Below are 24,943 nucleotides of genomic sequence, written 5' to 3' on the forward strand. Positions count from 1 at the left end.
GTTAGTTCTTCCCGTCAGCTTTGCCTTTTGCCAGCACCGGGCGCATTTCGCCCTGCTGCGCAAAACCCACAGCGGCAATCGTCGCGGCCTCGGCCATCTCCGCACGCGGGTCGTTGATCATCAGCACGAACACCTGCCACTGCCCGGCCACGTCCTGCACAAAGCCTGCCGTGCTCATGACATCGTTGAGCGAGCCGGTTTTCAGGTAGGCACGTCCTGATACCGCTTGCGCGCCAAAGCGCCGGCGTGCCGTGCCGTCCTCTCCGGCGATGGGCAGCGAGGCGACAAGGTCGGGCATGCGCGGGCTGAGCCACATCATCTGCAGCATGTTGCCGAGACTTGCCGCGCTGATGCGTTCCCGTCGCGACAGCCCCGAGCCGTTCTCGAGCACCAGCCCGGCCTGGTCGATCTGGCGCAGGCTCAGCCACTCGCGCACGCGTTGCGCACCCTGTGCGGGGGTGAGCGGCTGGCGGGGGATGGCGGGCGATGCTGTCGGCATGGTGGCCGTGCCCAGTGTGAGCAGCACGTGGCGCGCCATCACGTTGTTCGAATACTTGTTCATGTCGCGCAGCACTTCGGTCAGCGCGGGCGAGCGCCAGCTGGCGAATGGTGCGAGGTCGGAAGGCGCATTTCCTTCGCGCACGGTACCGTTCAGGCTGCCTCCCATCTCGGCCCACAGTGCGCGGAAGATGTTGCCGGCCAAGCGCAAGCCATCATGCATGGCAAGGTTGAGGACTTTCTCGCCACAACTTGCGGGCATGCTGCCGCTCAGTCGCAGTCTCTGACTGTCGCCCAGAGTGACGACTTCGCTGCGGATGCTGCCGCGCCAGTTCGGGCAGGGCCCCGTCGTGGCAATCAGCTTGTTGTCGATGCCAAGCGTCATCGGCACGAGGTTGACGGCTTGCAGTGATGCGCCGATGGCCGTGGGGGTCAGCCGTATGCTGATGGCCTTGAAGTTGACCAGCAGGGCATCAGGGCCGGCGTTGTAGGCGCGTGTCGGTTCGTCATCGAAATCCTCGTTACCCGTCGGCGCGAACAGGCTGCGGTCGATTACCAGATCACCGCGGATATCGCGCAGGCCACGGCTGCGCAACTCACGCAGGAAGTTGCCGAAGCGATCCCAGGTCAGGGCCGGGTCGCCTCCGCCGCGCAGCACGAGATTGCCGTTGAGTACGCCATCGCGCAGCTCGCCCTGCACGAAGGCATCGGTGCTCCACGTGAAGCTTGGGCCCAGCACTTCGAGCGCGGCGCTGCTGGTCACAAGCTTCATGACGGAGGCCGGGTTGAACGCGTCCGTAATGTTGTGTTGCAGCGTCGGTGCGCCGCCACTGGCGGGCGCCATCCACAGGGCGACGTGACTGGCGGGAATGCCTGCGGTCTTCAGGGCTGCGGCGACAGCATCCGGCAGTGCCGCCTGAGCGCCCAGGCTGACACAGCATAGTGCGAGCACGCTGCTTGCACGGGCAACGCGGTCCAGTGCGCAGCGCATCATGCGATCAGCGCCTCGAACGCCAGTGCAGCCTGACTGATGGGGCGGCGTGGCAGGCGCAGGCGGTAAAGCTCGCGCGTCAGCTCTCCACTGGCGAGCTTGAGTTCGGCAACCTTGCCGAGCGCAATCTGGTCCTCGGCGCAGATGCGCGGCACCATGCCCAGCCCGAGGCCGGCGACGACGCTCTGTACGATGGCTTCATTGCTGCCGACTTCCTGCACGCGGCCGACGGAAATACCCAATCGGGATAGCTCTCGCTCGACCACTTCGCGGCTGCCAGAGCCTTGCTCACGCAGGATCCAGGTGCGGTGGTTGAGCTTGGCTGCGTCGAGAGGCTTGCTGCCCTGCTGGCTATCGCGTGGCGCCACGATGACCATGCGCTCCTCGCGCCACGGGCGTTGCTCGAGGCGCTCGTCATCAACCGGCCCTTCCACGAGTGCAACGTCGACTTCGGTGTCGAGCAACCATTGCGCGACCGCCTGCGTATTGCCGGACTGCACGCGCACGGTGACGCCGGAGTGATCCCGCACGAAAGCAGCCACCAGCGGGGGCAACCAGTAAGCAGCAATCGTCGTGCTGGCGCCGATGACCAGAGTGCCGCGATCCATCGCATAGAAAGCCTGCACCGCATCGACAGCCGCATGCTCCAGCGCGAAGATGTCCTTCGCATAGGCATACAAGACCTTGCCGGGCTCGGAGAGCTGGAACTGGCGTCCGCCACGATCCAGCAGCACTACATCGAGTTGGGATTCGAGCTCGCGCACGGCCTTGGAGACGGCGGGCTGGCTGACTTCAAGCGCCTCCGCAGCACGCGAGAAACTCTGGTTCTCGACGACGGTGGCGAACATGCGCAGGAGGTGCAGATTCATGTGAGGAGTGAGGCGTTATGAGTGAGGGGCTGGATACGGGCTATGGCGGTCAGTTTACTCCTCACGCCTCGCTCACAACTTCTCTCCGCATCTCAAGGCCAGGCGCGGGCGCCGAAGATCATGCGCTTGGCGACGAAGTGGCGCAGGGGGGGCAGCATATCGAGCGCCAACAGGCCGGCGCCGCGCGCGTGGCCGAGCAGGGTGTTGTCGTTGGAGAAGAGGCGCACGAGGCTGTCGGTGAAGCCGGCCGTACCCCAACGGTCTGCGCGGCGGCGGCGGGCGTGGCGGGAAAGTACGTCGGCTGAGCCGGCATCCGCTGCACCACGCAGGGTTTCGGCAAGCTCCCACACGTCGCGCAAGCCCAGGTTGAAGCCTTGCCCTGCGACCGGGTGCAGGGTCTGTGCGGCATTGCCGAGCCATACGGTGCGCTCGCCGACCGTGTTACGGCGCAGGCGCATGCTCAGTGGGTAGCTGCTGCGCTCGCGTACATCTGCGAGACGCACTGTGCCGCCGAAGGCGGCGTGCAGACGTGTCAGGAGGCTCGCATCGTCGAGGGCTTTCAGCGCAGCCAGCTGTGCCGGATCGACGGTCCACACCACGGCGTAGTCGCGGCCGAGTGGCAGCAGGGCGATCGGGCCGTCCGGCGTAAAGCGTTCGCGGGCGAGGTTGTGATGGCCGCCGACCGGCGTCGCGCGCAACAGCAAGGCGTGCTGATCGTAGTCGCGCGATACAAGCTTGTGGTCTTCGTCGCTATCCTGGATACCGCCTTCGCAGCACACGGCGAGGCTGCCACTGACCTTGCGTGTTTCACCGCTGGCACTGCGCAGGCCGAGCGTGATGTGATCGGGCGTAGCGCTGAAGCTGTCGACATGCGCATCGAATTCGATGTGCAGGTTCTGCGCGGCCAGACGTTCGCTCAGCGTCGTCAGCAGGGCGCTGGCAGGCAGCACGTAGCCCAGCGCGGGCAGGCCGTATTCGGCATGACGTAGTTCGGTACGGCCGAGCGCGCCACGTTGCGAGACGTGGATGGTCTCGATAGGAGTCGCCGCACCCGCAGGCCAGGCGCCCAGTGTCTCGAGCAACTGGCGACTGCCGTGCGACAGGGCGAGGACGCGCGTGTCGCGGCGCACGGGGTCGGCCGGGCGCGCATCGAATATGCGCACCGCATTCCCTTGGGCGGATAGACGCAGCGCGGCAGCGAGCCCGATGGGCCCGGCGCCGACGATGAGGATCGCCTTGTCGTCAGCGGCGTTCATCGACCGGGCATGAGCGCTTCGATCTCGCTCACCGTCTTGGGCGTGGCTATGGTGAGGATGTCGTGGCCAGCGGGCGTGATGAGCACATCGTCTTCGATGCGCACGCCAATGTTCCAGAAGGCTTCCGGCACGCCCTCGCCGGGCCGCACATAGCAGCCGGGTTCGATGGTGATGACCATGCCGGCTTCGAGCGGACGCCATTCGCCTTTGAGTTTGTACTCGCCGGCGTCATGCACGTCGAGACCCAGCCAGTGGCCAGTGCGGTGCATGTAGAAGCGGCGATAGCTGCCGGATTCGAGCGCGCCGTCGAGGCTGCCTTCCAGCAGGCCGAGATCAATCATGCCTTGCGCCAGCACCTTCACCGCGGCGTCATGCGTGGCGTTGTAGGGCTGGCCGGGGCGGGCGTGTTCCAGCGCGGCGTACTGCGAGGCTAGCACCAGTTCGTAGATGTCTTTCTGCGGCCCGGTGAAGCGTCCGTTAACCGGGAAGGTGCGCGTGATGTCGGAGGCATAACCGTCGAGTTCGCAGCCAGCGTCGATGAGCAGCAGGTCGCCATCCTTCAACTGCGTATCGTTGCTGACGTAATGCAGTACGCAGGCATTGGCACCGCCTGCGACGATGGAGTTGTAGGCGACAGACTGGCTGCCCGAGCGGCGGAATTCGTGCAGCAGCTCGGCTTCGATTTCATATTCGAAAGAGCCCGGCCGGGTGGTACGCATGGCGCGTTCGTGGGCGCGACCGCTGATGACGGCGGCGGCGCGCATGCGTTCGATTTCGACGGCGTCCTTGATCAGGCGCATTTCGTCGAGCAGGGTGCGCACATCGCGGATGTCGGCAGGGGCGGTGACGCCGGCGCGGCCTTGGGCACGTACGCCATTGAGGGCGTCGAAAATGCGTGCGTCGTGCCCGGCGTCGTAGCCGAGGGCGTACCACAGCGCCGGCTGGTTACCGATCAGTTCGGGCAGCTTGCTGCCCAGTACATCGATGGCGAAGGCTTCGTCGAAACCGAAGACCTCACGCGCGGCGGCGGGGCCATAGCGGAAGCCATCCCAGATCTCGCGCTCTTCGTTCTTCTCGCGGCAGAACAGCACACTGCGTGCGGCGCTCGCTGCGCCGGCAGGAATGATCATCACCAGCAGGCTTTGCGGTTCGGTAAAGCCTGTTAGATAGTGGAAGTAGCTGTCGAAGCGATAGGCGTATTCGGTATCGCGATTACGCGGGCGCTCCGGCGCGGTCGGCACGATGGCGACACCACCGCCCGCGGCAGCAATGCGTTCGGCAAGACGGGCGCGGCGGGCGCTGATGGCGGCAAGGGTGCTGGCGGTAGGGGCTGGCATGGTGGGCTCTTTTGAGTCTGATGAATTCAGCGTGGCTGCAATGCCGTCATGGCTTTCAGTTGCGTATCCAGCTCGGCAAGGCGCTCGGGTGTGCCGACGTCAATCCAGCGGCCGTTGAAATGCTCGCCGGTCACATGTTTGCCGGTAATTGCGGTCTGCAGCAGGGGCGCAAGCCGGGCTTTTTCACCGGGCGTGATGCCGTTGAAGAACTCTGCACGATACACGCCGATGCCGGAGAAGGTCAGGCGGGTACCACCAGGTTCGGCGCTGAGCTGGCCAATGCTGGATGGCGGCTGTGGCGGCAGGAAATTGAAATCACCTGCCGGGTGATGGGCGGGGTTGCTCACCAATGCGACATGCACGTGCGCCCCCTGGGTAATGCCGACGATGCCGCGCGCCACGAAGCGCTCGAAATCGATGTCACACCAGACGTCGCCATTGACCACGAGGAAGGGGGCTGGACCGAGCAGGGGCAAGGCCTTGGCAATACCGCCTGCGGTCTCCAGCGCTTCGCCTTCGGGCGAATAGCGGAGGTTGATATTCCACATGCGGCCGTTGCCGAGCGTCTCTTCCAGCATGTGGCCGAGATGCGCATGGTTGATGACGATCTCGTTGAAGCCCGCCGCTGCCAGGCGTTCGATATGCCAGACGATGAGGGGTTTGCCGCCGACCGGCAGAAGGGGTTTGGGCGCGTGGTCGGTGAGTGGGCGCATGCGTTCGCCGCGACCTGCGGCGAGGATCATGGCTTTCATGAGGTCAGGACTTTCATGCTTCGCGATGTTCCGGGAGGACGTCGATCGGATCAGTCGGCGTCGTGGGCCGAGGCTTTTTCGTAAGCCTCGACAATACGCGCAACCAGCGGATGACGCACCACGTCTTCTTTCAGGAAGCGCGTGAAGGCAATGCCGCGCACATCACCGAGAATGCGCACCGCCTCGAGCAGGCCGCTCTTGTGGCCGCGCGGCAGGTCGATCTGCGTCAGGTCGCCGGTGACGACGGAACGCGAGCCGATGCCGACGCGTGTGAGGAACATCTTCATCTGTTCCGGCGTGGTGTTCTGCGCTTCGTCGAGAATGATGAAGGCATTGCTGAGGGTGCGGCCCCGCATGAAAGCCAATGGCGCGATCTCGATGCATTGGCGCTCGAACAGTTTCGCGACGCGGTCGAAGCCCATCAACTCATACAGGGCGTCATAGAGCGGACGCAGGTAGGGATCGACTTTCTGCGACAGATCGCCGGGCAGGAAGCCGAGGCGCTCGCCGGCTTCGACGGCGGGGCGGGTGAGGATGATGCGCTCGACCTGCTGACGTTCGAACGCATCCACGGCGCAAGCCACGGCGAGATAGGTCTTGCCGGTGCCGGCGGGACCAATGCCGAAGGTGATGTCGTGCGACTGGACGTTGCGGATGTATTCGACCTGACGCGGCGTGCGGCCATGCAGATCGCCCTTGCGCGTCAGCAGGCCCGTGACCGGCTGGACGTTGCGGTCGAGATTGCTCTGCTCGATCAGGCCGAGCTGGATCTTGGCGACCTCCAGCGGCTCGCTGGCCTGTTCGTAGAAGCGGCGCAGTGCTTGTGCCGCTCGTTGTGCCTGGGCGGTGTCGCCGCGTAGCTTGAAGTGCTCGCCACGCCGGGCGATGGCGATATCGAAAGCTGCTTCGATCTGGCGGATGTTCTCGTCCAGCGCGCCGCAAAGATTGGCGAGGCGCTGGTTGTCCAGCGGCGCAAGCGTGAGTTCAATAGGGGGCTTCATGTGTCGGTGCGCAAGTTATTCATGATCTTACTGCGAGGCCGCGATCGCGGGACATGCGCTGGCGGGATTCCTCATGCATTTCCATGCATTCCGGCTCCGTACTTACACCTGAGCACCAGAGTCCGCTGACCGCCTCGCGGGACAGCCCTTGAGCAAGCTGCAGGGCCGATCAGGTCGGCGAGCGGATCATCCTGGCGGCGAGTGACTCGTTGAGCACTGTCAGGCTGTCTTCGAGGTGAGCACGCGTTTCCGCAGAATACCCCTTGTGTTGCAGGGCATGCTGCAACTTGCCACGCAGGCTTTGAGCATCGCTGCGGGCGAGGCTGCGCACGTCTGGCGCAGTGGGGCGTACGCCGGTGATGATGGCGCTGGTGCGCGTCAGCCAGGCACGCTGCAGATTGCGGCGGAGCAGGGGAATGTCACGGCTGCCATCGAGTTCCTGCCATATGGAGGTCTGCAGCGTGGCCAGCAGCTCTGACAAGGGCAGCGAGCCGTTGCTGCGCGTGCGCAGCATCTCCGATTCGAGCAGGCGGATGGTGGTGCGGTCCGATAGCAGTTGGTCGAGCACGCTGACCTGTGTGCCAAGCACGCGACTGACCAGTTGCAGATTCGGCTCCTGCGCTGTCGAGCCGCTGTAGGTGCCGTCAAAACGATCGAGGTGGTCAAGCGGCAGGCGTTGCAGCAGGGCCGGATCGATGCGGAAGCTCTCCGGCGAGAACAGGCTGTGGGTCAGCGTGTTGAGCGCTTCCCGCTGCTCGGCCTCGGGGATGGGCAGGAAGGTAGAGCGAGCCGAAGCACTTGTCTGGCGAATGATGCGGATGCCGCCGATCTTCTTGGCGAGGGTCTGCGCGCTATTGGTCAGCAGCGAGATGCTGCGGTCGACCGACAGGCGCGCCTGTCCATAGTAGGGGTCGTCGATGGGGGGGCGCTTGGCCATCGCGTCCCAGCCTTCCTGCGCAAACTGCAGGCGACGCAGGAACCAGTTGCGGGTGTCTGAACCGAGATCGAAACGGTTGGTGTCGGGGTCGATGCCGGCATTCTGGCCTTCACCGCCGGCGTCGATGTCATTTCCGTATGCCAGCAGGGGATTGCTCTGGCCGCGTTGCGCGATCTGCTTGAGCTCGTGCGCCTCGTTGTCAGCGGGAATGGATTTGTAGCCGTATTCGATTGCCCAGATGTCATACGGCCCGAGCACCTTCTGCAGGTAGTCGGCCGGCTTCTCGCCGCGCAGATTGATATTGGGCGGTACGTAGTCCATCACCGACGCGGAGATGCCGTTGTTGGCGACGAAGTTCGCGTCACGCAGTTGTGCGGGCGTGTAGGCGCGCGTCGCGAGGAAGTTATGCGACAGGCCCAGCGTATGGCCGATTTCGTGCGCGACGGTGATGCGGATGGTGTCCTTCACGTAGGCGTCTGCCTCCGGGCTGTCGGGTGCGATGTCGCCACGTGCGATCAGCGTATCCAGGGTGTCCTGCATGTAGGCTGCCGCTTCTTCGCCGAAGTCGCATTGCTCGTCCTGTTTGCCGGTCCGGGCATGCTGATGCGGCATCAGCAAGGCGTTTGCGGCAGGCAGGTCGCGCGTGATTTCGCGGCGTGACGTGCGCGTCCAGTTGTCGGCCACGATGATGTCGGCATCGAGAATCTCTCCGCTGCGCGGGTCGGCGTTGGACGGCCCGACGGCCAGCACGGTATCGGTGCCGATGAACCAGCGCACCGAGGCGTGGTGCCGGTCAGCGGTGTCGAAGTCGTCGGTGTCGCTTTGTTGTTTGACGACGATGGCGTTCTTGTAGCCGATGCGCTCGAAAGCAGCGTTCCACATCAGGATGCCTTCGCGTACCGCATCGCGATAACGCTCGGGTACGTTGCTGTCGATCCAATAGACGATGGGTTGCTTGGGCTCGGAAAGCTCGGCTGATTCATCTTTCTTTTCCAGCCGCCAGCGCTTGATGTAGTGGGTGCGCGGGCTGGGGGCTGTATCGCTGCGGAAATCCCAGCGTGTCTCGAAGAAGTAGCCCACGCGTGGGTCGGCGAGGCGCGGTGCCATCGGCTCTGGCAAAGCCGAGAAGCTGTAATGGAAGCGCATCTGCACGCTGCGTGCGTCAGGCACATTGCGCGGCAGCGCGAATGCAGGTTGATTCGGTTGCAATTGCGGGATGCGCGCAACGCCATAGTGCAGCTGAACCTCGAAGCTGGTTTCCTCAGGCGTGCTGCGAGCGTGGACGATCTGGCTATTGGCACGATCGAAACCGTAGCCAAGGCGGTAGGCGGCTTCCAGTGAGCTGCCGCCTGCAGGAATGTCACTGAGGACGATGGCCGTGATGTCGATCAGGATGGCCTTGGTGCCCGCGTGTGGCTGGCTGACGATGGGCGCAACGCCCAGCAGGCTGTCCGGAAAGGCCTGGGAGATGTTGCGCTCCATCGGCTTGTTGCCGTCGGCGAAGTAGGTCGTGTTGCGCTCGACCCATTGCACGCGATCGCCAGACGCGCGGCGGAAGAAGCCGATGTTGGCGCCGAGCATCTCACCGGAGAACAGGCGTTTCTCCCCGAGGCCTTGTGTGCGGTGGATGGCGAAGTAGAACGGGCGATTGAGGTCGGATTCGCGGAGCTCGACGAAGTAGCGATCATCCTTCTGCCACAGGGTCAGGAAGCCCTCGGTCTTCTTGAAGTCTTTGATGACGTCGTTGAACGGACGCAGATTCGGATTGCTGGCAAAACTCGATGCGCTGCCACTGGCGGCCTGTGCAGGTGCTCCCGGCTGGGCCACAGGTGCCGACGCTGACAGGGGGGCCGCAACGGGGGCGCTGGAGAGAGCCGCGGGCCGCGGCGGCGCGGCGTTCAGAGGGGAGGTGGGCGGTGTTGCGGGTGTGACGACCGTAGCGGCAGTACAGGCGACGAGGACTGCGCTGATGAGGCCTGGCGCCAGGCGGGCTAGAGAAAAGCCGCAGCGAGAGGAGGAGGTGCGAGCGGAATCAGTCTGCAAGAACAAGTTCTCCGCGCAGTGAGTGCGACATCACTGCGGTAATCTTTACGTTAACAAAGCTGCCGATGAGGCGCGAGGTCCTCTGCGGGTTGGTGTGCAAATCACCCACAAAGTTCACCACACGATTGTTATCGGTACGCCCTGCCAGTTCCTCAGGGTTCTTCTTCGATGGTCCTTCTACCAGGACGCGTTGTTGCGAACCGACCATGGACTCGCTGATGACCGTAGCCTGTTCGTCAATGCGCTTCTGCAGGCGTGCTAGACGTTCGAGCTTGAGTGCTTGTGGCGTGTCATCGACCAGATCGGCGGCAGGCGTGCCCGGACGTGCGCTGTAGATGAAGCTGTAGGAGTTGTCGAACCCGACGTCCTCGATCAGTTTCATCGTCGCTTCGAAGTCCGCTTCCGTTTCGCCCGGGAAGCCGACGATGAAGTCCGATGAGACGGTCAGGTCCGGGCGCGCCACGCGCAGCTTTCGGATCAGCGCCTTGTACTCCAACGTGGTGTAGCCGCGTTTCATCGCTGCCAGAACACGATCAGAACCCGCCTGTACCGGCAGATGCAGGTTCGACACCAGCTTGGGTAACTTGGCATAGGCCTCTACGATGCGGGCCGACATCTCGCGCGGGTGCGAAGTCGTGTAGCGGATGCGTTCGATGTCGGGAATGTCATGCACGCATTCGAGCAGGAAGGCGAAATCGTAAATTTCCGTGCCGGCAGCATGTTCGCCACGCGCAATCGGTGCGCGCCAGGCATTCACGTTCTGGCCGAGCAGGGTTACCTCACGGACGTTCTGCGCGGCCAGGCCCGCAATTTCCGTGAGGATGTCGTCGAGCGGGCGCGATACTTCTTCGCCGCGTGTGTAGGGCACGACGCAAAAGCTGCAGTACTTCGAGCAGCCTTCCATGATGGAGACAAAGGCCGTCGCGCCTTCAACGCGTGCCGGCGGCATGTTGTCGAACTTCTCGATCTCGGGGAAGCTGATGTCGACCTGCGAACGGCCGCTTGTGCGGCGCTTGTCGATCAGTGCCGGCAGGCGGTGCAGGGTTTGCGGGCCGAATACGACATCGACATAAGGTGCGCGCGATACGATGGCCGCACCTTCCTGCGAAGCGACACAACCGCCGACGCCGATGATCAGATCCGGATTGGCTTGCTTGAGGTGTTTGACGCGCCCCAGGTCATGGAAGACCTTTTCCTGCGCCTTCTCGCGAACCGAGCAGGTGTTGAACAGGATGACGTCGGCGTCCTCGGGGGTGTCGGTCTTGACCAGCTCTTCGTTGGCGCCAAGGATGTCGACCATCTTGTCCGAGTCGTACTCGTTCATCTGACAGCCAAAGGTACGGATGTAAAGCTTCTTCATGTTTCAAATGCCGGAGGAAAAGGTGCTGCGGGTGCTGCCTGCCACGGGGGGCGCCGCCGTGACAGTCTTACTTGTTGTCGGGGATGACCCAGGCGCGATAAATGGCGCCGTTGTTGTCGAGGATGACACGCGCCTGATAGTTGCCGCGCAAGGCTTGCGGTAACACGATGAGGTTGGTGTTGGCATCGCGGATCTGTGCTGCAACGGCGAGGCTGCTGAGTTTGCCGTTGAGCCCTACCTGCCCGTCGCTGGAAAATGCGAGGGTGGCTTTCTTGGCCTCAGCGGGAATCGGTTGGCCGGGTTGCTGCGCAAATGCCTGAGCACCCAGCGTAGCTGCGCCTGCCAGCGCCAGTCCTGCACAAACCGCACGAATCGTTCTTTTCATCTCGGCCTCACACAAAACGCCCGTCAACAGGCGGTCGGCAATGGTCGGACATCGCTCCGGCGAAGTCAATCAAAGGCCTGTCAAGCCCATGAATTGCATGGAATTTGCCGAGAGAAATACGTTTTCAAGCCTTGACCGCGATGCACCATGGCAATTAGAATTGCGGGCTCGGGTTTTTGACCCGACGTTTCAGGTGATGTAGCTCAGATGGTTAGAGCGATGGATTCATAACCCATAGGTCGGCGGTTCGACTCCGCCCATCACCACCAGTTAAAAGAAAACGGCCCTCAGCGATGAGGGCCGTTTTGCATTCTGGCCTGGCTTTCAGCGTCAGGCGCGCTTGCGCAGGCGATGTGTGGCCAGCCCGACGAGGCCCAGGGCGACGAGTGCCAGCGACCCAGGTTCCGGCACGCTGCTGGCAGAGGACGAGGCGTGTCCGCCATTGAGCTGCGCGCTGCCGGTGTAGGACTTGGCGATTACGCTGCCATTGATGTTGCCGCCATTGGCGACCACGCTGGCATTGAGGGCCAGTACCGATGCATCGGCGTTAAGGCTGCCGAGCGTGATCTTGCTGATGTTGCTGGCGAAGTTAAGCAGGGTTTCGTGGCCGCTGAAGCCGAGCAGGCTGTTCAGATTGGCCAGCGCAATTTCGGTCGCGGTGCCGACAATATTGATGACGATGGTCGAACCTGCCGCGAAGCCGCTATCCAGACTCAGCTGCTGGAAGGTATTGCCTGCCGCGAGCTTGCTGCTGTCGAGGGTGAAGTATTCGACGCTCTTGTTGCTGCCTTGCAGATAGATGCCATTCGTCCAGCCGCCGCTTTTCTGCGTGCCGTAAAGCGTAGTGCCCGTGGCTGTCATGTTCATCAGACGCGCGGACTCGGCCGTCAGCTGGCTTTTCGCCGCAGCAAAATCCACTGGTGAGGCACCGCCCTGTTGCACGGCGCCCAGCGTGGGGTTGTTTGCGCCGCTGACGGTCAATGTGCCGCCAACGTAGGTGCCGCCACTTTTGGCCGACCCGTCGCTCCAGTTGATATTGCCGCCGACGACTACCGCCCAGTCCTTGCCGCCTGTGGAGTAGGTGGCGCCGCCTTGGGCTGCAGTCCAGGTGCTGGCCTTGAAGTTGCCCTGCACCGCGACGGAGTGCTCGGCATCGGTCGAGCCGGTCACGGTCATGTCGCCGAATACGAAGGCGCTGAAATTGCCTGCGACACCGAGGTTGTAAGCGCTTGAGGCCTGCGCGCTGCTTGCAGCGACGATGAGGGTCAGGGCGAAAGCTGTGCGGTGGAGAATGCGTGTGGTCAGGTGCAGCGAAGGGCTCAGCTTGAACATCTATGGCTTTCGGAAATCATGAATTCTTGTTGGGCGCGCGTTCTGCGGTACCGCCCTGGTGTCGGCTAGAGCAAGGACTGAACCGTTTTTTGTAAGTCCATGATACGTAAAAGATTGGATGAACTTATCGTTTCTGCGGTTTCGATAGTGTAAGAAACTTTGACAGTGGCGAATGACTGCCAGTGCAACGCATCGTGACCTTGTGCCGGGCTTGCTGCAGAATCGGGGCTCACTTGAAATGCAGCGATGAAAAACGAAGATTTTGATGTTCTGATCGTGGGCGGGGGCCTCGCTGGCGCCAGTCTCGCCTGCGCATTGCGCGGTAGTCGGTATCGCGTGGCCTTGCTCGACCGTACTGCGCCACGGCTCGGCGAGGGCTGGGATACACGCGTCTATGCCATTGCGCCTGCGTGCATCGACTTCCTGCGGCGCTGTGGCGCCTGGGATCACTTGCCGCCGGAGCGGGTGCAGCGCATCGAGCGCATGGCGATTGCTGGTGACGCGGGAGGGGCGCTGACTTTCTCGGCATACGAGTCTGGTCTCGATGCCTTGGCGTGGATCGTCGAAGGCAGTCGACTTGCCGTGGAGCTGTGGCAAACCGCCAGTCGCCAGTCGAACATCACGGTGGTGAGTCCGGCGATGCCAGCTGCCTTGAGTATCGATGCGGATGCCGCGCGCCTGACCTTGGCCGATGGTCGCGTGCTGAGCGCGAAGCTGGTGATCGGTGCGGACGGGGCCAACTCCTGGGTACGCGAGCAGGCAGGCATCGCCGCGCAGTCTGACCCGTACCCGGACAAAGCCGTTGTTGCGAATTTTGCATGCGAGCGCCCGCACGATGGCACTGCTTTTCAATGGTTCCGCGAGGATGGTGTGCTGGCCTGGTTGCCACTGCCCGGAAACAATTTCTCGATTGTCTGGTCAACCCCTTCGCAACATGCAGATGCGCTGCTTGCGCTGGATGCGCAATCGTTGGCCGAGCGTGTGGCAGCGGCTGGCAGCCACGAGTTGGGTGCCTTGCAGTTATTGGCGCCGGCAGCGGCGTTTCCTTTGCGCCTGATGCGCGTTAAAGAAACGGTGATGTCGCGTTTGGCGCTGATTGGCGATGCAGCGCATGCCATTCACCCGCTGTCGGGACATGGCATTAACCTGGGCTTCCAGGATGCCGCGGCACTGGCCGATGTATTGCTGGCATTGCCGTCGTTCCGCGATTGTGGTGACGCGGCGGTGCTGAAGAAATACCGCCGGGCTCGCGCAGAAGAGGTTGCGCTGCTGCAAGGGGTGACGCATGGCTTGCACGAGTTGTTTGCCGTGCAGGCGGCGCCACTTGCCTGGTTGCGCAATGCAGGAATGAGCATGACCGGGAAAATGCCCTTTGTACGGGGCGTGATGACACGCTACGCTGCGGGCCTGATTTGAAAAACGCAGCGCTGAACAATGCAACAACCATCGCAGCAAGTGGAATAACCAGGAGACTGACTTGAGCAAGAAAACGTGGCGGGCGATGCTCGCAGGTGTGTGTGTCGCGGCCCTGTCGCTGGCAGTTGTAGACGCGAGCGAGCCGGCGGCCAAGGCGCAGAAGCCTGCAGCCAAGGCTGCCAAGAATGAAAGCGCGGCGGAAGCAGACATGCGCAAGGTGGTTGAGCAGGTGGTGACGGAGCCGGGCGCCATTGATAGCGTACGCAAGACCAGCTATGGCGGTTTCTACGAGGCGGTACTCTCCAATGGCGATATCGTCTATGTCGATCCGACGGGCACCTTCCTGATCTCCGGTTCGCTCATCGACATCAAGGCCAAGAAGAACGTGACGGCCGCGCGTGTGAATGAGCTGCAGCGCATCGACTTCTCCGACTTGCCGCTGGCCAACGCGGTCAAGCAGGTTCGTGGCAATGGCAAGCGGGTCCTGGTGACCTTCGAAGACCCGAATTGCGGCTACTGCAAGAAGCTGGCGAAAGACGTCGTGAATCTCAAAGACACGACGATCTATACATTCATGATCCCGATTCTTGCCGCGGACTCGGCAGACAAGTCGAAAGCCATCTGGTGCGCGCAGGATCGCGCCAAAGCGTGGAATGACTGGATGGTGGAGGGCAAGGCACCCACGGGTTCTGGCTCCTGCGAGAATCCGATCGCCAAGAATGCCGAGTTGGCGCACAAGCTTCGCGTAAGCGGCACACCGACCATGTTCCTGATCGATGGCAATCGCCTGGGGGGTTATGTTGCGCTTGCCGAACTCGACAAGGCCATCAATGACGCAACTGCGGGCGCGAAGAAGTAAAAGACATCAATGCACATAAAAAAGGGGCGCCACGGCGCCCCTTTTTTATTGCTGCAAGCTACCAGTGCGTTTCGTATTCGGCAGTCGCACTCACTTTGTGGACTGTCAGATCGGCGCCTTCGAATTCTTCTTCGGCAGACAGGCGGATGCCAACCGTGCTGCGCAGTACGCCGTAAATCAGGCCGCCACCCAGCAGCGCGATGAAGATGCCGCCCAATGTGCCGATCAGCTGACTGATCAGGCTGACGCCGCCGAGACCTCCCAAGGCGTGGCTGCCGAAAATGCCCGCTGCGATACCGCCCCAGGCACCACACAGGCCGTGTAGCGGCCATACGCCGAGCACGTCATCGATCTTCCAGCGGTTCTGGGTCAGCGTAAACAGGCGCACGAACAGCGCTCCGGCAATGGCGCCGGTTGCGAGCGCGCCGAGAGGGTGCATGACGTCAGAGCCCGCACAGACGGCGACGAGTCCGGCGAGCGGGCCGTTGTGCACGAAGCCCGGGTCATTGCGGCCGGCAATGAGGGCCGCAAGCGTGCCGCCAACCATGGCCATGAGCGAGTTCAAGGCGACCAGGCCGGTGATGGCCTCCAGCCTTTGCGCACTCATGACATTGAAGCCGAACCAGCCAACGATGAGGATCCAGGCGCCGAGGGCCAGGAATGGGATGTTCGAAGGCGGATGCGCCGACAGGCCGCCATCACGGTTATAGCGCCCGCGCCGCGCGCCAAGCAGCAGTACTGCCGCTAGCGCGACCCAGCCGCCTACGGCATGCACAACGACGCTGCCGGCAAAGTCGTGAAACTTTGCGCCGAAGTTGCTAGCCAGCCAGGCCTGGATGCCCAGGTTGTCGTGCCAGGCGATGCCCTCGAAAAAGGGATAGACCAGACCGACCAGCATGGCCGTAGCAGCCATTTGCGGTGCAAAGCGTGCACGCTCGGCAATGCCGCCCGAGACGATGGCCGGAATGGCAGCTGCAAAGGTCAGCAGGAAGAAGAACTTCACCAGTTCGTAGCCGCTGTTCTGCGCCAGGGTGCTGGCGTCGGTGACGAAATGCACGCCATAAGCGACGCCGTAACCGACAAAGAAATAGGCCAGCGCCGATACGCTGAAGTCCACGAGAATCTTCACCAGCGCATTGACCTGATTTTTCTTGCGGACCGTACCCAGTTCCAGAAAGGCGAATCCGGCATGCATGGCGAGCACCATGACGGCGCCCAGCAGGATGAACAGGACGTCAGCTGTTGTTTTGACTTGCTCCATTACTTTCTCCGTTTGCACAACGGCGGAGCAAGAAGCACAAAACGCACCTGTTTTGCACCAACTTGGATTCTTTTAAAAACAATTGCTTGTGTTTTCGTGCTCCAGTCTGGCGCGCCTTTGTGCTCACGCGAGGTGCGGCGCGTTGAGTTGTTTGCACGCATTTGGTGCTATCAGAAGGTGTAGCCCACTTGTGTTGTGCCTGGTTCCAGCTTGTCTAGCAGGCGGGCGAGGGGATGCAACTCGCGGTAGCGCTGGCAGGTCTTGAGCAGATACTTGAAGACGAGGGGAATGTCCTTCAGGTAGCCCTCCTTGCCATCGCGGTGGTACAGGCGCGCAAAGATGCCGAGGACCTTGATATGGCGCTGAGCACCCATGAATTCATAGTCGCGATGGAAGTCTGCAAAATCAGCACGCACCGGCAGGCCGATGTCGCGTGCTGTTTCCCAGTAGCGCACCAGCCAGTCAATGGTGCGTTCTTCCTCCCACTCGATGTAGGCATCCTTGAACAGCGAGGCGAGGTCGTAGGTCATCGGGCCATAGACGGCATCCTGGAAGTCGATCACGCCGGGATTGGGGCTGCACAACATCAGGTTGCGGGAGTGGAAGTCGCGATGCACGAAAACCTTGGGTTCCGCGAGATTGATTGCGAGGATCTGGTCGAAGACTTCGTAAAGGCTCGCCGTTTCGGCTTCGCTCAAGGTGGCGTTCTTGTGGCGGCCGATATACCAGACCGGGAATAGCTCCATCTCGCGCAGCAGGCGTTCGCGGTCGTACTCCGGCAACACGCCGGGGCGACTTGCGCCCTGGATGCAGGCCAGTGCCCCCAATGCATCGGCGTAAAGCGCGTCTGCGTTGTCTCCATTGAGGGCTGTCAGGTAGGTGGTGTCACCCAGGTCGGACAACAGCAGTAAGCCTTGTTGCAGATCCTGGGCAAAGACTTCAGGGACGTGCGCGCCTGCCGCAGCGAATACTTCGGCCACGTGCAGGAAGGGGCGGCAGTCTTCATGCGCCGGTGGCGCATCCATGACAATGCGTGTGCTGTTGTCGTCATGCAGGCGCACACGGAAGTAGCGGCGGAAGCTGGCGTCGGCAGATGCCGGAGTCAGATCGTAGCTGCGGCGTGACAACTGGGCGCTGAGCCAGCTGTGCAGCTGGTCGAGGCGTGAAGAGGCGGGCAGGGAATTCAAGGGCTACTCCGGGATGTCTGCAGGGTGTGTGCAGAGAGGGTTGAGGCGAGTCTGAGAGACGAGAGGCTTCATGTAGAATCCCGGAATCTTAACAAATGCCTTGGGTGCTTCCCGTGCTGCGCCTGTCCGACGCGTGTCGTGCCGGGGCATGTACGCACTTCTGCAGGCATCTTGCGCGGGCCCCAAAGCGCGCTCACTTTCAACGACCCGCCCTAAAGCACGTATTACATGCCCGGACTCCGATCAGACAAGAACACTCCGCGCCATGCTGTACGCGATGTACCGCCTCGCATCAGTCATCTTGGCCTGGCCGTGCTGGCCTGCTTCTCCGGGCTTGCCGTTGCTGCCGATGGAGACGCATTCGTGGTGCGCCCGCATCTTCTGATGTTTGCGCAGCTGGGCCCTGTGGCCGCCCCCTCCGGGACGACGGGCAGCGCGCGTCCGGACGACATTTTCATTGACGCAGATACGGTGGACGGCCGCACTGCACTCGAGGTCAGTGCTGGCGGAAAGGTGCGTTTGCGTCGTGGCGACATGACGATTTTCAGTGATCGTTTGCGCTTTGATCAGGCGCTCAATGAGGCCAATGCCGAAGGCAATGTCCGCATGTTACGGGGCCAGGACTCGGTGGAGGGGCCGCGCGCCAGGATGAATCTGGACACCAAGGTCGGGGAGTTCGAAAGCCCGGACTACCGTTTCCAGCGTGTCGTCCCGGTAAAGGGTGTGACGCCCGGTACGCCCTATCAGCAGTCGGTTGCGCCGAAGCCCGTGGTCGCCGCAGGAAAGGCCGACGTTCTCGAGATGCTGGGCGAAAACCAGTACCACCTGCGTAACGCGAGTTACACGACCTGTGAGGCCTCGGACCCGGATTGGTATCTGCGCGTCCGCGATCTCGATCTGGACTACGACCGCGAGCGTGGTGAAGGTACGAACAGCGTCCTGTACTTCAAGAACGTACCGATCGGCTATGTGCCGTGGATGGATTTCCCGCTCAATGGCTCGCGTCAGTCCGGTCTTCTGCCCGCAACCTTCGGCAGCACCACGAATACCGGGCTTGACCTGACCCTGCCGTATTACATCAATCTGGCGCCCAATTATGACGCCACCATCGCGCCACGCTGGATGGGGCGGCGGGGCCTGCAGCTTGGTGGAGAGTTCCGCTATCTGACGCCGACCGGCTACGGCAAGATGAGTGGCGAGTATCTTGCGAACGATCAGGTTACAAACACGCAGCGCGGCTTGTTCTCGACGCAGAACTTCCAGGACTTTGGTGGTGGCCTGACCGGGAACGTCGACTTCTCGCAGGTTTCTGACCGGAATTACTTCGCGGACCTGAGCTCACGCATTTCGAGCACGTCACAGGGTAATCTCAATCAACAGGTGCAGTTGAATTACGGCGGCATCGCCTGGTTGCCCATGGGTGTGAACGTACAGCGCTACCAGACCCTTACGGGAGACACTCCATACTCGCGCCAGCCACAGCTGACCGCGGCGCTGAATGTGCCCGACGTCAAAGGTGTTTCGGTGCGTATGCCGATGGACTACACCCATTTTGAGCATCCGACGAAGGATGAGGGTCAGCGCACGGTGGGGTATCCGCAGCTCGCATATCCTGTGCAGATTACTTACGGTTTCTTCACGCCGAAGATAGGCGTGCACCTTTCGCAATACGATCTGTCGCGGCGTACGACAACGGGGCCAGAGCAGCTGAGCCGTGCGGTCCCTATCGGGTCGATTGATACGGGCTTGAATTTCGAGCGCGGCGTGAAGTTTGGTGGCGAGGACTATACGCAGACGCTGGAGCCGCGTTTCTACTACGTCCGGGCTGCGTCGCGTGACCAGAGCCAGTTCCCGGTATTCGATACGGCGCGTGCCGACTTCAATTTTGCGCAGCTCTTCTCCGAGAATCTGTATTCAGGCAGTGACCGTATCTCGGATGCGAACCAACTGACCTCAGCAGTCACGTCGCGTTTTATCGCAGACAGGACTGGCGCCGAGTACATCCGCCTGGCGCTGGGGCAGCGGTTCTATTTCAGTGATCAAAAGGTCTATCTGCCTGGCGAAACGCCGCGTGAGGGGCGTATCGCGGACTGGTTGGGGCAGGTGTCGGGGCGCGTGACCACGAATTCATGGGTCGATACCCTGTATCAGTACAATCCGCGAGACCATCGTACCGAGCGTGGCGTGCTGGCCGTGCGCTACCAGCCACAGTCGGCAAAGGTCGTGACGGCCAGCTATCGCTATCAGCGCACCTCGTGCTCTGACCCTCTCAATGCGGCATGCGGGACTCGTGATATCGATTTTGCTACGCAGTGGCCGATCTACGGCGGCTGGTACGGCGTTGGGCGCTATAACCGCAACCTGAAAGATCATCAGCTGAGCGAAGCGTTGGCCGGGTTGGAGTACAAGGCCGACTGCTGGGTGTTGCGCATGGTCTGGCAAACCTTGCTGACGACCAAGACGGATGACCCTGGCAGCACGACAAGCAAGCAATCGCGGAACAACTCGGTGTTCCTGCAACTCGAATTCAATGGGCTGGCCTCCATCGGTTCCAATCCGGTGCAGCTGCTCAAGCGCAGCATCGGCGGCTACAGCAAGATCAATGACAATGGCGTAGGTGACCCGGTGTTCGGCACCGGCAGCGCTGAATAGGCGTCGCGCAAATATCCTGGAGCAAGTGAACGTGAATGTATGTGTGAAGGTTTGGCCGGGCGCCTGGCGTTCTGGTTTGGCAATGGCACTCGTTGCATGCGCAATGCTGGCGACGCCAGCAGCTTTCGCTGCGACGTTGGACCGTATCGTTGCGGTCACCAATGACGAAGTCATCACGCTGTCTGAGCTGACGGCGCGTACCGATCGTTTCATGCAGCAATTGCGCCAGCAGGGAACAGCTTTGCCGCCGCGTACGCAGGCTGAGCGCCAGGTACTTGATCGCATGATTCTTGAACGCTTGCAGCTGCAACGCGCGCGCAGTAGCGGGTTGCGCGTCGACGAGATGACGCTGGAGCGTGCGCTGCAGCGCATTGCCGAACAGAACAATATGCCTTTGTCACGTTTTCGGGAGCTGGTCGAGAAAAACGAAGGCGTACAGTGGACGACCTTTCGCGAAGACATCCGCAACGAAATCCTGATCAGTCGTCTGCGAGAGCGTGAGGTAGATAGCCGTGTCCAGGTCAGTGATGCCGAGGTTGATGCAGCGCTGGCCGCGCCGGAGTCGCAAGCCGGCAACAAGGAATATCTGGTGTCGCACATTTTCCTGCGTGCGCCCGAGGGCGCAACGCCCGACGCATGGACGCGGCTGACCGCGCGCGCGAATGAGGTCGTGCGTCTGGTGCGCCAGGGTGATGATTTTGCCAAACTCGCTGCCGCTTTCTCTGACGCGAAGGACGCCATGCAGGGCGGCAATCTGGAGTGGCGGCCATTGCAAGGGTTGCCAACGATTTTCTCCAGCGAGATCGTGAAGATGACGCCTGGGCAGGTGAGTACGGTCTTGCGTAGTCCGGCAGGCCTGCACATCTTCAAGTTGAATGATGTGCACGATGGCAAGCAGACGCGAGAGCTCAAGGTCGAGCAGGTGCACGCTCGTCACATTCTGCTGCGCGCCAGTGATGTGCTGAATGATGCTGACGCGAAACGCCGTCTCAACGATTTGCGTCAGCGCATTCTGAACGGCGTGAAATTCGAGGACATGGCCCGTACCAATTCGAGCGATGCCACTGCCGTGCGTGGGGGGGATCTCGGCTGGCTGTCGCCGGGTGACACCGTGCCGGATTTTGAACGCACCATGAGCCAGCTCAAGGACGGTGAGATAAGCGAACCGGTGCAGACACCCTACGGCTGGCATTTGATCCAGGTGCTCGAGCGCCGTAGCGTCGACGTCAGCGGTGAGCGTCGTCGTCTTGAGGCCCGCCAGGCCCTGCGCGAGCGCAAGTCTGAAGAGGCGAACGAAGTCTGGTTGCGTCAGTTGCGCGACGAAGCTTTCGTCGAAATGCGCTATGACGAGAAGTGATGCCTGAGCTGCAGGCGCGCGTCATGTGTTTAACCGTCGTCAATTGCTCGTCATGAGTTCTCCTCCCGTCATCGCGGTTACCAGTGGCGAACCAGCCGGGATCGGGCCCGAGTTGTGCGGGATGTTGGCCGGTAAGCAGTGGCCAGCGAGGATCGTGCTGATTGGTGACGCCGAGTTGCTGGCCAGCCGTGCTGCGCTGACGGGCCTGCACTTGGGGTTGCGCCCTTACGCGGTGAACAACCCGGTCTTGCCGGGGACGCTGGAAGTGCTGCATGTCCCTCTCGCGACACCCTCGCTGCCAGGCGTGCTGGATGCGCGCAATGCTGCGTATGTCTTGCAGACACTGGATGCGGCGATCACGGGCTGCAGCAAGGGCGAGTTTGCCGCCATGGTCACGGCCCCCGTGCAGAAAAGCATCATCAATGATGCGGGCATTCCATTTTCTGGGCATACCGAGTACCTCGCGGAGCACACGGCGACGCCCCGTGTCGTGATGATGCTGGCTGGCGAGTACGGGGGAAGCCATGGCACGCCAGCGAGCTGGATGCGCGTGGCATTGGCGACGACGCATTTGCCTCTATCGGCCGTTCCTGCTGCAGTCACGCCAGCCTTGCTGGAAGAGACGCTGCGCATCCTGCATGCCGATTTGCGTGACAAATTCGGTTTTGCCGTGCCGCGCATCCTGGTGGCGGGGCTCAATCCGCATGCAGGCGAGGGCGGGCACATGGGGCGCGAAGAGATCGATGTGATCGAGCCGGTCCTTGCCCGTCTGCGTGAGGAGGGCATGCAACTCATCGGGCCGCTGCCCGCCGATACGCTCTTCGTGCCGCACCAACTTGCGCGTGGTGATGCGGTGCTGGCGATGTACCACGATCAAGGCCTGGCAACCTTGAAGTTTGCAACGTTTGGCGGTGGCATCAATGTCACCCTGGGCTTGCCCATCATCCGAACCTCCGTCGATCACGGTACTGCGCTGGATCTGGCGGGTACGGGTCGCGCCGATCCCGGCAGCCTGTTCGCTGCCATGGACTGCGCGCTGGCCATGTTGGCCACACAAGAAGCTCATTCATGAACAGAAGAAATTTTGTTGGTTTGCTGCCGCTTGCGGCGGCGCTGCAGGCTTGCTCCTCGTTTTCGTCAAAACCCGTCGTCGCTGAAACAGTCGGTCCGGTGGTCGCTACGCCGAAACCGAAGCCCAAACTGGGGCTGGCCCTGGGAGGCGGCGCAGCGCGTGGGTTCGCTCACATCGGCGTCATCAAAGCGCTCGAGACGAGCGGTCTCGCGCCGGATATCGTGGTCGGTACCAGTGTCGGGGCGGTTGTCGGCAGTCTGTATGCAGCGGGTTTCGATGTTTTCGAATTGCAGAAAATGGCGATCCAGCTTGAGGAGAGCGCATTGACTGACTGGTCGGTTTTCGATCGGGGCTTTCTCAAGGGCGAGGCTCTCGAGCGTTTCATCAACCAGCAGGTGAGCAACCGGCCGATCGAGCAACTCAAGCGACGCTTTGCAGCTGTGGCGACGGATCTCGCCGCGGGCGAGACGGCCGTATTCACTTCGGGCAACACCGGTACTGCGGTGCGCGCGTCGGCTGCCATTCCGGGCGTGTTTGCGCCTGTTGTCATTCGTGGGCGTGAATACGTGGATGGCGGGCTGACGAGTCCGATTCCCGTCAAGGCCGCGCGGCAACTGGGGGCAGATATCGTGATTGCGGTAGATATTTCGGCCAAGCCTTCAGGCAAGAAGAACCAGGGGGGAATCGATCTGTTGCTCGATACCATTGCCGTCATGGGACACTCCATCGGGGCGCGCGACCTCGGCGATGCCGATATCGTCATCCGGCCGGATCTGCTCGGGGTTGCGGCAACCAATTTCCAGCAGCGCAACGAAGCCATCTTGCAAGGGGAGCGAGTAGGTTTTGCGGCTATCCCGCGCGTGCGTGAAAAGCTTGCTGCGGCAGGAGGGCGTTGATATGGCACAAGGACACTCCGGGCATCGCACGCCGCAAAGACATCAGGGCCACACGGCCCGCAAGCGCTTCGGTCAGAACTTCCTGGTTGATCAGGACATCATCGGGCAGATCGTCACTGCGATATCCCCCAAGCCAGGGGAGTTCATTGTTGAAATTGGCCCGGGTCTGGGCGCCCTGACCGTGCCCCTGCTCGCTGCTTGCGGCAAACTGCACGTTGTCGAAATTGATCGCGACCTGATCGCCCGGCTGCACCAAACGTATGCGCCCGAGCAAGTGACAGTGCACGAGGGTGATGCACTGGAGTTCGATTTTTCCAGCCTGCCTGCGCCGCTGCGTGTGGTGGGGAACCTGCCTTACAACATCTCCACGCCTTTGCTGTTCCACTTGGCCGATTACGCGGACAGGGTGCGCGACATGACTTTCATGTTGCAGAAAGAGGTTGTGGATCGCATGGTTGCCAAGCCGGGCGAGGAAGCCTATGGCCGTCTTTCCGTGATGTTGCAATACCGTTTCGCCATGGCCAGCCTGTTTGACGTGCCCGGTACTGCATTCAATCCGCCCCCCAAAGTTACTTCGGCCATCGTCTATATGCGCCCGCTGCCGGCTGAGGCGCTTGGGTGCAAGAATCCCGAGCTGATGGGCAAGATCGTGACGGCAGCTTTTGGACAGCGGCGCAAGACCTTGCGCAACACTTTGCGCCCCTGGCTGGAGCTGGAGGATTTCGATGCGCTCGGCATGAATCCGCAGGAGCGAGGGGAGCGGCTCGCGGTCGCAGACTTTGTTCACATCGCGGACTACATCCACGCGAGAGCGGGAAGCAGTGGAGATCGCGACTTGGGCGCGTAAATTGCTGCGCCGCAGCAGTGGCGCGTCGGGACAGAGGGGCCGGTGGCCGTTATTGCCCTGATGGGGAATGCGTCACAGACGGGAAACGCCACCACGTTAAACTCGCGGCTTAGTTCAGGAGCTCCATCTTCATGCCTTGTATTCTCGTAACCGGCGGTGCCGGCTATATCGGAAGTCATACGTGCGTCGAACTGCTTGCAGCCGGCTACGACGTGGTTGTCGTAGACAATCTGTGCAATAGCAAAGTCGACTCCCTGCGTCGGGTTGAAGAAATTGCGGGGCGCAAGCTCGCGGCATTTCACGAAATCGATGTGTGCGATCGCGCTGCGCTTACCGAGGTATTCAAGGCGCACCGGATCGACGCGGTCATCCACTTCGCGGCACTGAAGGCCGTCGGTGAGTCCGTGGCGCAACCGCTGCGGTATTACGCCAACAATATTGCGGGCACGGTGGCTCTGGCTGACGTGATGTCCGCCGCCGGGGTCAAGTCCCTGGTGTTCAGTTCGTCGGCCACGGTTTATGGGGACCCGGCGAGCGTGCCGATCCGCGAAGATTTTCCGACGGGACCAACCAATCCGTATGGCCGCACGAAGTGGATGATGGAATATGTCCTCAGCGATCTGGCTGCTGCGGAT

At 61.9% G+C, this 24,943-nt stretch carries 20 protein-coding genes and 1 tRNA gene; 9 read left to right on the plus strand and 12 right to left on the minus strand.

Going from position 1 to position 24,943, the window contains the following annotated elements:
• Position 1: 1 nt before the first annotated feature.
• From dacB to VVD49_RS07870, 9 genes are all read right to left on the minus strand, one after another.
• The gene (dacB, locus tag VVD49_RS07830; RefSeq protein WP_327598581.1) at positions 2–1,492 is read right to left on the minus strand and encodes a D-alanyl-D-alanine carboxypeptidase/D-alanyl-D-alanine endopeptidase; all 1,491 of its coding nucleotides are present in this window, start codon (positions 1,490–1,492) and stop codon (positions 2–4) included.
• Positions 1,489–2,358, minus strand: a complete 870-nt coding sequence (locus tag VVD49_RS07835; protein WP_327598582.1) for a LysR family transcriptional regulator — start codon at positions 2,356–2,358, stop codon at positions 1,489–1,491. The genes dacB and VVD49_RS07835 overlap by 4 nt, the downstream gene beginning before the upstream one ends.
• 92 nt (positions 2,359–2,450) lie before the next feature.
• Positions 2,451–3,614 (minus strand): FAD-dependent monooxygenase, encoded by a 1,164-nt coding sequence (locus VVD49_RS07840; RefSeq protein WP_327598583.1) that lies wholly within the window; start codon positions 3,612–3,614, stop codon positions 2,451–2,453.
• The gene (locus VVD49_RS07845; protein ID WP_327598584.1) at positions 3,611–4,951 is read right to left on the minus strand and encodes an aminopeptidase P N-terminal domain-containing protein; all 1,341 of its coding nucleotides are present in this window, start codon (positions 4,949–4,951) and stop codon (positions 3,611–3,613) included. Before VVD49_RS07845 ends, VVD49_RS07840 begins: the two co-directional genes overlap by 4 nt.
• Before the next feature lie 26 nt (positions 4,952–4,977).
• Positions 4,978–5,694, minus strand: coding sequence for an N-acetylmuramate alpha-1-phosphate uridylyltransferase MurU (gene murU / locus VVD49_RS07850; protein ID WP_327598955.1), 717 nt, complete (start codon positions 5,692–5,694; stop codon positions 4,978–4,980).
• A 59-nt stretch (positions 5,695–5,753) separates the two neighbouring features.
• The gene (locus VVD49_RS07855; protein WP_327598585.1) at positions 5,754–6,704 is read right to left on the minus strand and encodes a PhoH family protein; all 951 of its coding nucleotides are present in this window, start codon (positions 6,702–6,704) and stop codon (positions 5,754–5,756) included.
• Between the two features lie 169 nt (positions 6,705–6,873).
• A complete protein-coding gene (locus VVD49_RS07860) occupies positions 6,874–9,684 on the minus strand; it encodes a zinc-dependent metalloprotease (protein WP_327598586.1) in 2,811 nt (936 codons plus the stop codon).
• Positions 9,674–11,044 carry a tRNA (N6-isopentenyl adenosine(37)-C2)-methylthiotransferase MiaB gene (miaB, locus tag VVD49_RS07865; protein ID WP_327598587.1) on the minus strand — a complete coding sequence of 457 codons (1,371 nt, stop codon included), beginning with the start codon at positions 11,042–11,044 and terminating at the stop codon, positions 9,674–9,676. The genes VVD49_RS07860 and miaB overlap by 11 nt, the downstream gene beginning before the upstream one ends.
• A 67-nt stretch (positions 11,045–11,111) precedes the next feature.
• On the minus strand, positions 11,112–11,429 hold the full coding sequence (locus tag VVD49_RS07870) for a hypothetical protein (protein WP_327598588.1): 318 nt from the start codon (positions 11,427–11,429) through the stop codon (positions 11,112–11,114).
• Between the two features lie 192 nt (positions 11,430–11,621).
• Here VVD49_RS07870 and VVD49_RS07875 point away from each other — a divergent pair.
• Positions 11,622–11,698 (plus strand) — tRNA-Met (locus VVD49_RS07875).
• Positions 11,699–11,759: 61 nt separating this feature from the next.
• Here the strand turns inward: VVD49_RS07875 and VVD49_RS07880 are convergent.
• Entirely contained in the window at positions 11,760–12,761 is a 1,002-nt protein-coding gene (locus tag VVD49_RS07880) for a collagen-binding domain-containing protein (RefSeq protein ID WP_327598589.1), read from the minus strand.
• A 246-nt stretch (positions 12,762–13,007) separates the two neighbouring features.
• Between VVD49_RS07880 and VVD49_RS07885 the strand changes: the two genes are divergently transcribed.
• The gene (locus tag VVD49_RS07885) at positions 13,008–14,177 is read left to right on the plus strand and encodes a UbiH/UbiF family hydroxylase (RefSeq protein WP_327598590.1); all 1,170 of its coding nucleotides are present in this window, start codon (positions 13,008–13,010) and stop codon (positions 14,175–14,177) included.
• 61 nt (positions 14,178–14,238) lie between these two features.
• Positions 14,239–15,036, plus strand: a complete 798-nt coding sequence (locus tag VVD49_RS07890) for a DsbC family protein (RefSeq protein ID WP_327598591.1) — start codon at positions 14,239–14,241, stop codon at positions 15,034–15,036.
• A gap of 58 nt (positions 15,037–15,094) precedes the next feature.
• Here VVD49_RS07890 and VVD49_RS07895 read toward each other — a convergent pair whose 3' ends face one another.
• Positions 15,095–16,297, minus strand: coding sequence for an ammonium transporter (locus VVD49_RS07895; protein WP_327598592.1), 1,203 nt, complete (start codon positions 16,295–16,297; stop codon positions 15,095–15,097).
• Positions 16,298–16,467: 170 nt separating this feature from the next.
• Positions 16,468–17,484 carry an aminoglycoside phosphotransferase family protein gene (locus VVD49_RS07900; RefSeq protein WP_327598593.1) on the minus strand — a complete coding sequence of 339 codons (1,017 nt, stop codon included), beginning with the start codon at positions 17,482–17,484 and terminating at the stop codon, positions 16,468–16,470.
• 228 nt (positions 17,485–17,712) lie between these two features.
• Between VVD49_RS07900 and VVD49_RS07905 the strand changes: the two genes are divergently transcribed.
• The 6 genes from VVD49_RS07905 to VVD49_RS07930 form a co-directional block, all read left to right on the plus strand.
• Positions 17,713–20,136: an LPS-assembly protein LptD gene (locus VVD49_RS07905; protein ID WP_327598594.1), complete on the plus strand. Its 2,424-nt coding sequence runs from the start codon at positions 17,713–17,715 to the stop codon at positions 20,134–20,136.
• 82 nt (positions 20,137–20,218) lie between these two features.
• Positions 20,219–21,493 carry a peptidylprolyl isomerase gene (locus VVD49_RS07910; RefSeq protein WP_327598595.1) on the plus strand — a complete coding sequence of 425 codons (1,275 nt, stop codon included), beginning with the start codon at positions 20,219–20,221 and terminating at the stop codon, positions 21,491–21,493.
• 52 nt (positions 21,494–21,545) lie between these two features.
• Positions 21,546–22,565: a 4-hydroxythreonine-4-phosphate dehydrogenase PdxA gene (gene pdxA, locus VVD49_RS07915; RefSeq protein WP_327598596.1), complete on the plus strand. Its 1,020-nt coding sequence runs from the start codon at positions 21,546–21,548 to the stop codon at positions 22,563–22,565.
• Entirely contained in the window at positions 22,562–23,461 is a 900-nt protein-coding gene (locus tag VVD49_RS07920; RefSeq protein WP_327598597.1) for a patatin-like phospholipase family protein, read from the plus strand. The genes pdxA and VVD49_RS07920 overlap by 4 nt, the downstream gene beginning before the upstream one ends.
• A gap of 1 nt (position 23,462) precedes the next feature.
• Positions 23,463–24,308 (plus strand): 16S rRNA (adenine(1518)-N(6)/adenine(1519)-N(6))-dimethyltransferase RsmA, encoded by an 846-nt coding sequence (gene rsmA, locus VVD49_RS07925; RefSeq protein WP_327598598.1) that lies wholly within the window; start codon positions 23,463–23,465, stop codon positions 24,306–24,308.
• A gap of 131 nt (positions 24,309–24,439) precedes the next feature.
• Positions 24,440–24,943: SDR family NAD(P)-dependent oxidoreductase (locus VVD49_RS07930; RefSeq protein WP_327598599.1), on the plus strand; the 504-nt coding region annotated here is incomplete at its 3' end.

Origin of the sequence: Uliginosibacterium silvisoli (assembly GCF_036017035.1) — a bacterium.
Lineage (GTDB): Bacteria > Pseudomonadota > Gammaproteobacteria > Burkholderiales > Rhodocyclaceae > Viridibacterium > Viridibacterium silvisoli.